This is a genomic window from Paenisporosarcina sp. TG20, assembly GCF_000286315.1.
Lineage (GTDB): Bacteria > Bacillota > Bacilli > Bacillales_A > Planococcaceae > Paenisporosarcina.
This window is the reverse complement of the sequence record NZ_ALJG01000234.1, coordinates 1-12,193: the sequence shown is the minus strand read 5'-3', so window position 1 is coordinate 12,193 and position 12,193 is coordinate 1. Positions and strand designations below refer to the sequence as shown.

At 35.9% G+C, this 12,193-nt stretch carries 9 protein-coding genes; 2 read left to right on the top strand and 7 right to left on the bottom strand.

What is annotated here, in order from left to right; genetic code table 11:
- Nucleotides 1–735 precede the first annotated feature (735 nt).
- From B371_RS0105585 to B371_RS0105575, 3 genes are all read right to left on the bottom strand, one after another.
- Nucleotides 736–2,304, bottom strand: coding sequence for a peptide chain release factor 3 (locus tag B371_RS0105585; protein ID WP_019413321.1), 1,569 nt, complete (start codon nt 2,302–2,304; stop codon nt 736–738).
- A gap of 364 nt (nt 2,305–2,668) precedes the next feature.
- Nucleotides 2,669–4,153 carry a UDP-N-acetylmuramoyl-L-alanyl-D-glutamate--2,6-diaminopimelate ligase gene (locus tag B371_RS0105580; protein WP_019413320.1) on the bottom strand — a complete coding sequence of 495 codons (1,485 nt, stop codon included), beginning with the start codon at nt 4,151–4,153 and terminating at the stop codon, nt 2,669–2,671.
- An 11-nt stretch (nt 4,154–4,164) separates the two neighbouring features.
- Nucleotides 4,165–5,220: a M42 family metallopeptidase gene (locus B371_RS0105575; protein ID WP_019413319.1), complete on the bottom strand. Its 1,056-nt coding sequence runs from the start codon at nt 5,218–5,220 to the stop codon at nt 4,165–4,167.
- A 104-nt stretch (nt 5,221–5,324) separates the two neighbouring features.
- Here B371_RS0105575 and B371_RS0105570 point away from each other — a divergent pair, with 104 nt between their 5' ends.
- On the top strand, nt 5,325–6,926 hold the full coding sequence (locus B371_RS0105570; RefSeq protein WP_019413318.1) for an ATP-binding protein: 1,602 nt from the start codon (nt 5,325–5,327) through the stop codon (nt 6,924–6,926).
- A 134-nt stretch (nt 6,927–7,060) separates the two neighbouring features.
- Here the strand turns inward: B371_RS0105570 and B371_RS0105565 are convergent, their stop codons facing one another.
- Nucleotides 7,061–8,449 (bottom strand): aldehyde dehydrogenase, encoded by a 1,389-nt coding sequence (locus B371_RS0105565; RefSeq protein ID WP_019413317.1) that lies wholly within the window; start codon nt 8,447–8,449, stop codon nt 7,061–7,063.
- A 134-nt stretch (nt 8,450–8,583) separates the two neighbouring features.
- On the bottom strand, nt 8,584–9,522 hold the full coding sequence (locus B371_RS0105560; RefSeq protein ID WP_019413316.1) for a Gfo/Idh/MocA family protein: 939 nt from the start codon (nt 9,520–9,522) through the stop codon (nt 8,584–8,586).
- A gap of 106 nt (nt 9,523–9,628) precedes the next feature.
- Between B371_RS0105560 and B371_RS23730 the strand changes: the two genes are divergently transcribed.
- Nucleotides 9,629–9,772, top strand: coding sequence for a hypothetical protein (locus B371_RS23730; RefSeq protein ID WP_019413315.1), 144 nt, complete (start codon nt 9,629–9,631; stop codon nt 9,770–9,772).
- Between the two features lie 39 nt (nt 9,773–9,811).
- Here B371_RS23730 and B371_RS0105550 read toward each other — a convergent pair whose 3' ends face one another.
- The gene (locus B371_RS0105550) at nt 9,812–11,089 is read right to left on the bottom strand and encodes an MFS transporter (RefSeq protein WP_019413314.1); all 1,278 of its coding nucleotides are present in this window, start codon (nt 11,087–11,089) and stop codon (nt 9,812–9,814) included.
- 91 nt (nt 11,090–11,180) lie between these two features.
- The gene (locus B371_RS0105545; RefSeq protein ID WP_019413313.1) at nt 11,181–12,026 is read right to left on the bottom strand and encodes a DNA-3-methyladenine glycosylase; all 846 of its coding nucleotides are present in this window, start codon (nt 12,024–12,026) and stop codon (nt 11,181–11,183) included.
- Nucleotides 12,027–12,193 lie beyond the last annotated feature (167 nt).

Sequence of the window (12,193 nt, the reverse complement as noted above, 5' to 3'; positions counted from 1 at the left end):
TGTTGGTCACGAAGACGTTGCCTCGCGTAGTGGCGTCCGTAGCCTTCGTTCCATTTGTTCCTGCGGGGCCTTCAGCTCATGCTTTTCCCGCAGAAGTCGCCACCTGCGCTTCAATCAACTAGTGTGAATTTATCCATCATTGCAACGAATTCTATTTTTAGTGACAATCATTTGAATGGTGAGAGATACAAAGCTAGCAGCAATACTTCTTCTACATTATTTCTAAAAAAGAGAGATACTTGTTCAATATATCAGAATTTCAGTGATTATGATGCAAACCACTGCATTTTTCTATTTAAAGTACCAGTGACTTTCTGCACTCCCTTCTTGTTAAGTTGTATTTTATTTTATGATCAATTCGGAAACATTTACTTGATTGAAGAGGATGGCGGCGGAAAACATCTGCTCCTGCATCGCTGCGCTAGCTTCGTCGCAAAGAACAGGTCCAAATTCCCTTTGGTCCTGTTCTTTCCTACGGGATTAGTGGGACAGGTGAGTCCCCACAGTGGAGCTCACAATGGAACAAAGGATAAAAACGCCTCAACGCGAGGCAACGCCTGCCCGGGCCGTGGGAAGCGTCCGTCTGGAGCGCAAATCAGCTGCATCATACTGGAACCTACTCCTTCCGGGAACACGAGATTCATGGCATCCTAAATTAAAAAAGACCTTAAATTCAAATTTCGAATTTAAGGTTGTCTTGATTTAGGATCAACGCGTAGTGGTATTAGTCCTATTTTATAATAAACTATACAACTCAATATCTACGTTTTTATCTTGGAACCAACGCATTGCAAAGTCATTTTCAAACAAGAAGACATATCGATCATATCGATCTCGGACGAGCATGCTTCGTGGATTTGACATTGTTTCTAATACATTACTTTCATTTTGTATCCATCGCGCAATTTTATTCCCAATAGATTCCATACGCACTTCCACGTTGTACTCATTTTTCATTCTATATTCAAATACTTCAAATTGTAGTTGACCAACTGCACCTAATATTACGTCTTCTGTATGCAGTGTTTTGTAATATTGAATGGCCCCTTCTTGTACTAACTGCATAATACCTTTATAAAAATGCTTTGACTTCATCACGTTCTTTGCAGTTACACGAACAAATAGTTCTGGTGTGAATTGTGGTAACTTCTCATAATTGAACAGTCTCTTTCCACCAACAATAGTATCTCCAATTTGATAATTACCAGTGTCATGCAATCCGATAATATCTCCAGCTACCGCCATTTCCACTGTTTCACGATCATCTGCTAAAAACTGTGTTGATTGTGATAATTTAAAGGTTTTACCAGTACGCGATAATGTGACAGTCATACCACGTTCAAACTTTCCTGAAACGATACGTACAAACGCAATACGATCTCGGTGTGCTGGATTCATATTTGCTTGAATCTTGAAAATAAATCCTGAGAACTCTTCTGAGACTGGATCGATTAATTCATCTGCATCTGTTTTCCGCGGTTGAGGTGTCGGTGCAAATTCTAAATATGTTTCTAAGAAAGTTCGTACACCAAAGTTTGTTAAAGCACTTCCGAAAAATACAGGTGTCATTTTACCATTCTCTACTTTTTCTAAATCCAAATCATTTCCCGCTTCGTTTAATAAATTAATATCTTCAATAGCTTGTTTATAGTAGGATGTTTGTTTCATTACATGATCACCTAATAACTCGCCATTTTCGTCTAATGGTAAAATACGTTCATTTTCTTCTGTACGGAATTGTTCTATGCGATTATTATAACGATCATAAATCCCTACAAATTCTTTTCCCATGCCGATAGGCCAATTCATTGCATAAGATTCTATTCCTAATACTTCTTCTAACTCTTCCATTAGTTCAAGCGGTTCTTTCCCTTGGCGGTCAAGCTTATTAATAAACGTAAAAATCGGAATTCCACGTAAACGACAGACTTTAAATAATTTAATCGTTTGAGCTTCTATTCCTTTTGCAACATCAACAATCATCACAGCACTATCGACTGCCATTAATGTACGATAAGTATCTTCACTAAAATCTTGGTGACCAGGTGTATCCAAAATATTTATGCGGAATTTGTCGTAATCAAACTGCATTACGGAAGAGGTAACTGAGATTCCACGTTGTTTTTCAATTTCCATCCAGTCAGATGTAGCAAACTTTCCTGTTTTTCTTGCTTTTACTGTTCCGGCATCACGAATGGCACCACCGAAAAATAACAGGTTTTCGGTCATTGTTGTTTTACCAGCATCGGGATGGGAAATAATCGCAAATGTTCTTCTTGATAAAATTTGTTCTTGAGTTGCCATAATTTTATAAACTCCTTCTTTTACCTTTTATCTCTATAAATTCAGAAAACCTGGAATATGTGGCTAGCACCTAAAACTAAGCGACGTAAGCTCAACTTCCTTTTGTATTCACTTCTTTTATCGTATGGATAATTTACACATGAATATATATTCTCCTTCTTTTACCTTTTATCTCTATAAGTTCAGAAAACCTGAAAAATATGTGGCTAGCACCTAAAACCAAGCGACGTAAGCTCAACTTCCTTTTGTATTCACTTCTTTTATCATATGGATAATTTAAAATAATTACAAGTACTCTAAAAAGTACAAAGAACCGATCGACAAAATGTGATCGGTTCTTTGTTATTCTCTAGTCGCCTTCATGTTAAGATCGTGAAGGCAAATCGTGAAATTTTAATTTACCCGCTGACAAAGCTATATTTCCATCACTATGTGGAAATTTTGTGTGGCCAATAATTTGATAATCTTCATGACCTTTTCCTGCAAAAATAATTATATCACCTGGTTCTGCAATAGCTATGGCATGTTTTACAGCCATTCCACGGTCACCGATAAGTGCAAAGTTTTCATGGAGCATTCCTTTTTCTAAATCACTAAGAATAGACTCGTAAGGTTCATCACGAGGGTCATCTGTAGTCAAGATAACATAATCCGCAACTGATGCTTTAAGCGCCATTGCAGGACGTTTTGAACGGTCTCGATTCCCTCCCGTACCTACCAGGAAGATAAGACGATTTGTTTTAAAAGGTAATACTGAAGAAATCGCCTTTTCTATAGCATCTGGTGTATGGGCATAATCAATATAGATAGATATCGGTAACTCACTTTCTAACCTTTCCATTCTTCCCTTAATTGGAGGGATTTTTTCAAGTTGTTGCAGAATTTGAGGTATGGAGAACCCTTGTGTATACAATGCTGCAGATGCTGCTAAAGCATTATATACATTAAATTCTCCTAGTAAATTCATACGAACTGGAAATACCCCTTCAGGAGTCTTCATTTCAAATTGTGTACAATTTGATTTCAGTTGAATGTTTTGTCCTTGGAAATGAGCAACTTCATTTATACCGTAAGTCCAAACTGGATATCCAGTCATTTCTTTTAATCGATCTGACCATGAATCATCAGCATTTACAATCGCATGTTTATGACGCTCTAAATCTTGTCCTAATTGGGAAAATAACAAACCTTTCGATTGCCCATAATTTTCCATTGTTCCGTGGAAGTCTAAATGGTCATGCGTCAAATTAGTGAAAATGGCAATATCAAAATCAACACCTGTTAATCGACCAAGCACTAAGCCATGGGATGATACTTCCATGACCATAGCTGTGCAACCTTCATTTTTTGCACGTTGAATCATTAGTTGTGTACTAAGTGCATCACTTGTTGTATTAGCAGAATCAAAAATCAACCCATTTAAATTGAAACCAATTGTACCAGTTAACGCGGATTTCACGTTTAACCCTTGTAACATATTATGCAAAATTCCACTTACACTTGTTTTACCGTTTGTTCCGGTAACTCCTATCATTTTCATATCTCTGGATGGGTACCCATAAAATTTAGAAGCCAATAAGCCAATTGCTCGCGTAGTATCCGCTACCACAATACAAGCTACACGATTATAGTCTAAATCAAGATGTTTTTCAGATACAATAATTCTAGCTCCACTTTCAATTGCTTGAAAGACATAATCATGACCATCTACTGTATAACCTTTTATACAGATAAAGACACTTTCCGGTTGTACACTTCTAGAGTCAACCGCAATATCAAACACTTCTTTTGGAAGTATGCCATGGATTTCTTTAGCCGGCAAGCAACTAAATAATTCAGATGTCTGCATTTGCTTTCCTCCTATTCTGTCTCCATTGGAGAGAGCACATACGCTTCTAATAGTGCTGCAGAATGCTTCAATGAATCAATATGTGTTCGTTCAAAAGCATGTGATGCCTCTATACCAGGTCCAAGCAAAGCATGCTTAACATCAAAACCTGCTTTTAGAGCCGCAGAAGCATCTGAACCGTAAAATGGATAAATGTCTAATTTATAGTCTATGTTTTGTTTTTTTGCTAGTTCTACCAACTTGCGCGTTAACTCATAATGGTATGGGCCTGATGAATCTTTTGCACAAATCGAAACTGTATATTCATCAGATGTCTGGCCATCACCAATTGCCCCCATATCTACAGCAAGATATTCGACAACTTCAGAGGGAATATTTGAATTTCCACCATAACCGATTTCTTCATTATTTGAAATAAAGAAATGAGTTGTATTTGGTAGCTTAAAGTCATTCTCTTTTATTGATGCAATAAGTTGTATTAGCAATGCAGTGCTTGCCTTATCATCCAAATGCCGAGACTTTATAAAACCCGAGTCAGTTTGCTCAAATCGTGGATCGAATGATATAAAATCACCTACTTCTATACCAATAGCTCTAGTTTCATCTGCATTTATTACTTTTTCATCTAACCGAACTTCTATATTTTCAATGTTGCGCTCAGCAGTACCAGCATCCTTGTATACATGAACAGTTGTTTGATGCATAAGAATGGTTCCACGAACTTTCTTACCTGAGGCTGTATGTATATAACAATATTCACCTTCAACCGAATTCCACTTAAAACCACCAATCATTGATAGTTTAAGGCGACCGCTTCCTTTGATTTCTTTTACCATTGCACCAAGTGTATCTGTATGAGCTGTTAACAATCTATGCTTAGATGTATCTTGTCCTTCTATAGTTGCAATTATAGCGCCTTTATTCGTTTGCTTATAAGGAACTTTCAAATCAGTTAGCATTAATTCGATGAATTTCATAATTTCTTTTGTATACCCAGATGGACTTGGAATTTCTACAAGGTTTTTTAGTAATTGAATTGTTTCTTTTTCTTTAAATTTGCTTGACATAATAAACCCTCCTACATAATAAATATCATATCAATAATTAGCATGTTCGCACACTGCTAAATCATGTATGATAAAAGAACAATAACTTCTAACTGAGGTGAAGAATGGATAAATCGCTAATCTTAAAAAAACGTAATCGATTGTTTATAGATTTATTTGCAATTGGTTTATTGATACATACACTATCAAGTCTGTTCATTTCTTTCGAATATACAAGTTCAATCCCGCTAGTTGCTATTCTATTTTGCATCTTGTTATTTCTACTTCGACAAATGAACATAAATAGTAAGATGTTACAAATCCTTATCTTAACTGGGTTGAATGGCTATATCTTTAATTTAAATTTAGATACACCATACTACATACATATTTTTCTTTTTGCTTATCCATTATTGGTGGCTTCATTATACCATTCATTCCTACTAAGTTTAATACTTTTACCAATAACTGTGCTTGAGATTATCTATATATTTCAGACTTACTTAAATGATCTTGAAATCACAATCTCAATTGCCGATTTATATGTTGTAATGTTATTGATGGCTCTAATGAGTTTAACAGCTATCGTCCACTCTCTCTTTATCCAAAAAAAATGGACAGAGATGGAACAGCAACAATTCATATTAGAAAGAGCCCTAGATTCAAAAGAAGGTTATTTGCACATGTTTTTTGAAAATGCCAAAGATGGCATAGCCGTTTTTGACTTAGATGCACGCATTATTGACATTAATCCGGCCTTCGAATTGTTGTATGGTTGGAGTAGGCAAGAATGTATTGGCAATCTAATTCCTCTTGTACCTCCTGAAAATTCAAAAGCAGCTTTAGAGCGGACAAAAAAAATTTTGAACGGTGAGAGCTTTCACTCCTTTGAAACCAAAGAGATGAAAAAAAATGGGACCTTTTTTGATGCTCAACTTACGCTAAGCCCTATTTATGATAAAAACAAAGAAATAGTTGCTATATCTGTCATTACACGTGATATTTCATATCAGAAAAAAGCCGAAAAATTAATGGTTCAATCTGAAAAGTTAAAATTAGCTGGAGAAATTGCTGCAGGTGTTGCACATGAAATCCGAAATCCAATGACTGTGATTTCAGGGTTTATTCAAATGATGAATGCAGATGATAAACATCCATATCAATCCTATACAAAATTGATTGCATCAGAACTAGAGCGGATAAATCTAATTATTAGTGAATTCTTAATTCTGGCAAAACCACACGTCACATCAGCTAAAGAATTTAAATTGGAAGAAATCGTTCAGGATGTAGTTCTCTTGTTTAGACCGGAACTAAATTTAAGAGGTATTCAATTAACAGAGTCTTGGAATGCCCCGCAAGTGGTTGTAGTTGGTGAACAAAATCAAATTAAACAAGTTATAATAAATGTAATTAAAAATGCAATTGAAGCATTACACGAAGAAGGCTCTCTACTGCACATATATTCAGAATTTGAAGAAGATAATTTGGTTGCCATACACATACGAGATAACGGTGAAGGTATGACACGAGAAGTAGTTAATCAAATTTTCGAACCATTTTTCACTACGAAAACAACTGGAACGGGACTGGGTATGATGATATCCGAAAAAATCATTCGAGAGCATGATGGAAAAGTTATTATTAATAGTCGCTTAAATAAAGGGACTACTGTTTCTATTTATTTACCTTTCAAAGATCAAAAAAAATCAGCTTCCTCGGAGTAAATCGAGAAGCTGATTTTTTTTGAAAATTTTCGTAACTATCATCACCGTTGTTATCGTCATCTAGCTTCCATCCGTACTGAAATTTGCAATGTGTATTGTATATTCTTCGTCTTAAACTTATAAAATCGCTCTCCTTATCGGAGTAGTGACTTCACAAGTTTCACTTTATTTTTGTATGGAGGAAATGCAATGTTAACAGAGATCTTAGTGCTTTTCTTTAAGATTGATTTGGCATGTGTGAATGCTTCAAAACTATATTTCCCATGATAACCATTCATTCCTGAAGAACCTACACCGCCAAAAGGCATATGAGAACTTCCTACATGAGATACAGTATCGTTTATGCATCCACCACCAAATGGTAGTTCTTCTAAAAAGTATTGAATAGCATTGTCATTTTCACTGAACAAGTAGGCAGCTAACGGTTTAGGCAGTTTCCGTACTTGTTGAATAGCTGTTTCTAAACTTTCATACGTTAAAATTGGTAAAATCGGCCCAAATATTTCATCTTCCATCGAAGGACTATTCCAAGATATCCCATCAAGAAGGGTTGGTTCAATATACGAATCATTTTCATCTAGATTGCCACCAGCCACAATATGTTGACCTTCTTGATTAATTAGCTGTTTTAATCGATTAAACTGCTTGTTGTTAATGATGCGTCCATAATCCGGACTATTTTGAGCGTCTTTGCCGTAAAAGTCTTTTATTGTTTGCTTTAATAATTTAATGAACTGTTCTTTCACCTTATCTTGAACAAGCAAATAATCCGGAGCCACACAAGTCTGCCCTGCATTAACAAACTTGCCCCATACAATTCGCTTAGCTGCGATTTCTAAATTCGCTGTGTGATCAATTATTGCGGGACTTTTGCCGCCAAGTTCTAAGGTAACAGGTGTTAATCTCTCAGCCGCCGCTTTCATCACTATTTTCCCAACAGCAACACTTCCAGTAAAGAAAATAGTATCGAATGGCGCATGTATCAGTGCAGTAGTTTCTTCACGTTCACCTTCGACAACTCGAATATAGTTCGGTGAGAATGTAGATTCTATCACTTTTCGAATGACAGCTGCTGTATGGACAGCTGATTCCGAAGGCTTTACAATAGCACAATTCCCACCGATGATTGCTCCAATTAAAGGCTCCATCACAAGTTGGAATGGATAGTTAAATGGACCGATAATCAATGCTGAGCCGTATGGTTCACGAACAATGAAACTTTTCGCTGGTTGTAAATGTAGCGGTGTTTTCACTGATTCTGGTTTCATCCACTCGTCTAGATGCTTACTCATAAAACCAATACTATCTAAAACAAATCCCACTTCTGTTGCATATGCCTCAAATTCACTTTTTCGTAAATCCTTATAAAGTGCTAATAAAATTTCTGGTTCATGTTGTTGAATTGCTTTTTTTAATTTATGTAACTGTTGCATGCGAAATTCTATTGATTTAGTGGCACCAGTATAGTAAAAATCGTGTTGTTCTTGAATCATATTTTCAACGTCTTGAGCTGTGAAATTCATGTGACCACTCCCGTCTTTAGTATATTGTAACGGTATGTTTCTTAGCTAGCAAAAATTAAAAACTTTAAAAATGTAATTTATTTTTTTAAAAAATTCTCTATAGGATCATATTGGACTTTGTCATTTAATAAGTGTTAAATTAGTAATTCATCTATCCACTTTTGCACAATTAAACCTTCTTCAAATGTTACAAGAGATGCTTCTCTTCCATTTGTCGCATCATGACACGCATCAAACAAAGTTTTGGGTGTAAGTGTTAATTCGACTTTTTCCTCACTTTTATCGACTTCACTAACCCATAATTCTGACCAATTTTTGATTGTCATTACTTTTTTCGTTCCAAACACTTTAAAAAGTAGTCTTTCTTTTTGACCCATTCCACATAAACCGTTTATAATAATTGGAATTCCAGTTTCGGTTTTTCCAATTGCCACTGATCCAATTTCGGACAAGCTTTCATCTTCTGGATAAACAGTTTGATGAGCTGTAAAAGTAAAATGACCAAAAAGACGGTACATGATTTGAAAGTAATGAGGAAATACTTCTCTTATAAACCCACCTTGTGAACGAGAACCAATCCAAGGATTTTGTTGCCATTTTCTTGGCCAATGTGGGAAATATGTATGAAGTTCAATCCGACTTATTTCACCCAATGTTTGGTTGGTTACTTCATTCATTAAGGTTTGAACAGCTGGACTGTACATAAGAGGAAAATGCATTGCTGTTAAGACATTCGCTACCTTCGTGCTTTCGACCATCTTTTCACCACTTTCCACATTATGTGCAAGAGGTTTTTCAGACAGTACAAAAAGTCCTTTATTTGCCGCTTTAGTAGCAAGAGTTGCATGACTGTTTGGAGGAGTCCCAATATATACCCAGTGAGGGTCGGTGTCTAATAACTCATCTAGAGAAGATGCAATTGGTAACTTATACTTGTTAGATATATCTTGTAATCGCTGAGTATTTTCGTCAAATGTACTGATAATCTTACAATCGGGATTTAGTAAAAGTTGTTGAATAATGCGCTCTCCTACAATGCCAGTGCCAATGACTGCAAATGTTGTTTGATTCATAATGAACACTCCTTTTATTGTGATTTTTAATTTATTTTGTTTTAATTTGTAACTTAAACGGGTATAGGACTACAAATAATAAGATAATTTAAAGGAGGAAACGGACATGACCAAAACAGAAACATGGTGGGAACCTATTTTTTCGGGCAACTTAAGCTTAGGGCTAAACAAAGAACGCTTAGCTGAAATAGAGGAAGAGTCCTTTATCTACTTTAATGATACTGAGGAAATTGAAAATAAGGAACAATAAAAAAATATAAATGAAGTTACTACATATAGCAGTTTCTCCTTAAAATTTAGGAGAAGCTGCCTTTTTTTGTTCAAATAAATAAAACATGAAATAATAAATAAAAGCGCTAATTATAGATAAAAACGCAATGATTATGAAAGTCCAAAAGAATCCAAACCAGACCGTCATAGGAATAGATATGGGTGCAATCATTCGTCCCACCGTGTAGCGAAGACTAGCAGCAGCGAAATATTGACCTCTCATATTCTCTGGTGCTAACTTTGAAATAAAGCTTTGTTGTATACCAACAATCATTAATTCACCGAATGTAAAAATGGCCATTGCCAAAATGAATATCCAAAACGAATCGAATAGTGAAAAAACAACCATGGCCAAAGCATATAGAACAGACGAAATAAAGAATACATATTTCTCGCGATATGAAGCAAAATACCTTGTAATAGCAACTGTGAACAATGCAACTAACAACCCATTTTCTGAGATAAGGATACTAAATGCAAGCTCACCTGTAAGTTTAATTTCACTCCAAAACAAAGTACCCATTATTTGATTTTCAATGACTTCCTTTACGTAAATAGGTAATAATAAGTCTAGTTGCATAAACGTTTGTGAACTTAAAATTCCTGCCACGATGAAAAGTAGAAAAATCTTATCTTTTAATATAATTCCATAATCTTTTACTTGTGTTTGAATGGCGTACATAATGCCTTTTGCGGTGTTATTTTCCAATGAATCGGAATTAGCTGGTTTCGTTTCCTCAGTAAACTTGATTAATATCCATGCTAATAAAATACACATTAACCCTGCAGTGACCATCAAGCCAAATCTATAACTAAAGAAGAAAATACCCCCAAGTATCGGTCCAATAACAACTGCAATATTCATTGACGTATAAAAAACTGCGAAGACTTCACTACGATGTTCTTCAGCAACTACATCCGCAACCATCGCTTGACTCGCTGGCCAATATAGTGATCCAAATACGCTTGCAAAGGTAAAAGCGATAAACCCTAAAATTGGAGATTCTAAGATGGATGAGTTTGCAAGTGCAAATAGGAAAAAGGCACCTCCTTGTCCAAAAGAAGACAAGACCATCATCCTTCGTCGACCATATTGATCCGCACAATAGCCACCAACCAGATTAGCTGCTACTGAAAAAACTTGAGACAAAACAAGTAATATACCAGCTGTAATTTTCCCGAATTCTTCTGCAAAATAAATTGCAAGGAAAGGGAAAAACATCCAAAATGTTATGTTCATAAACGCCTCACCAATTAATCTGGCTTTCAAACTTCTATCCCAATCTCTGATTCTCATGATGTTTTCTCCCTAAGATGATTATCTTTACTTTGTTATAAGTATTATAGCATTGCAAATAGTATGTTTCGCCTACATATTTAGACTAAGATTATTCGATACTACGCCATAAATAAAGCGACACGTAACTTAAATAAGGTGACCATTCTGGAAAGTGAGCCGTAATCTCCTCTGCTTTCGGTTTCTCCGGGGTTGACCAAAGTGTTTTTAGAGCATTTTGAAGTCCAATATCCGCAAGTGGGAATAGGTTTGGTCTTCCTAAACCGAACAGTAAAAAGCTACCTGCTGTCCACGGTCCAATACCACGATATTTAACAAGTGTTTGAGTAATGGTTTCGTCATCCTGTATAGCAAGTGCATCTAAATTCAGTTCCCCACTTGCGATTGCCTGGGACACACCGATTACGTATTCTGCTTTTCTCGTACTAAATTGGAGTTCCCGCAAATCTGCCACTTGAAGTTGTGCTACCGTTTCAGGTTTTGGATATAACCACACACCCTCTACTTGCTCACCATATGTATGAACAAAGCGTGTGGTAAGGGTATGGGCAAAAGATAAGTTTAGCTGCTGATGAATAATACTCTTCATGATTGTGGAATATAAGGAAAATTCACGAATAATTGGTGTACCTCGATGTTCTCTAAATAAGGGAGCTAAGTTAGTATTCTCAAAATGGGCATTTATCGGGTGTAAAGAACGATCAAAATGAAAAATTTCTTTAATCGATTGTACCTCTATCAATTTAGGTGGACCTTCAATAGTAAACGATGGTGCTTCTGTTGTGCCTGTAGCTAGGACTTTGTATATGACCCGATTTCTCGTAGGTACAAGAACATATCGTTCCTCTTTATTCAATGAAATTAAGGGATCCATTGATAGTCGGTCGAGTACACGCTCAAAATCATATGGAAAATCTAAATGGATAATTTCTGTCATAGTCTATCCCTCTATTCTGTTTTATTTAAGCTATTCATTGTGATAGGATATATCGTGGCGTGCCGAATGAAAAATGGGAATGGTTAGTTTAGTGTAGTTGTCGTCTGCTTCAGCAGGGGTGAGTTACTAAAAAACGATTCTATTAGAGTCAATTTCATAATAAAAAA

What these genes read in the sequence shown, in the direction of transcription:
- B371_RS0105560 (WP_019413316.1), bottom strand. Translation starts at nt 9,522, where the DNA reads ATGAATCAAACAACATTTGCAGTCATTGGCACTGGCATTGTAGGAGAG.
- B371_RS0105570 (WP_019413318.1), top strand. Translation starts at nt 5,325, where the DNA reads ATGGATAAATCGCTAATCTTAAAAAAACGTAATCGATTGTTTATAGAT.
- B371_RS23730 (WP_019413315.1), top strand. Translation starts at nt 9,629, where the DNA reads ATGACCAAAACAGAAACATGGTGGGAACCTATTTTTTCGGGCAACTTA.
- B371_RS0105575 (WP_019413319.1), bottom strand. Translation starts at nt 5,220, where the DNA reads ATGTCAAGCAAATTTAAAGAAAAAGAAACAATTCAATTACTAAAAAAC.
- B371_RS0105565 (WP_019413317.1), bottom strand. Translation starts at nt 8,449, where the DNA reads ATGAATTTCACAGCTCAAGACGTTGAAAATATGATTCAAGAACAACAC.
- B371_RS0105585 (WP_019413321.1), bottom strand. Translation starts at nt 2,304, where the DNA reads ATGGCAACTCAAGAACAAATTTTATCAAGAAGAACATTTGCGATTATT.
- B371_RS0105545 (WP_019413313.1), bottom strand. Translation starts at nt 12,026, where the DNA reads ATGACAGAAATTATCCATTTAGATTTTCCATATGATTTTGAGCGTGTA.
- B371_RS0105550 (WP_019413314.1), bottom strand. Translation starts at nt 11,089, where the DNA reads ATGAGAATCAGAGATTGGGATAGAAGTTTGAAAGCCAGATTAATTGGT.
- B371_RS0105580 (WP_019413320.1), bottom strand. Translation starts at nt 4,153, where the DNA reads ATGCAGACATCTGAATTATTTAGTTGCTTGCCGGCTAAAGAAATCCAT.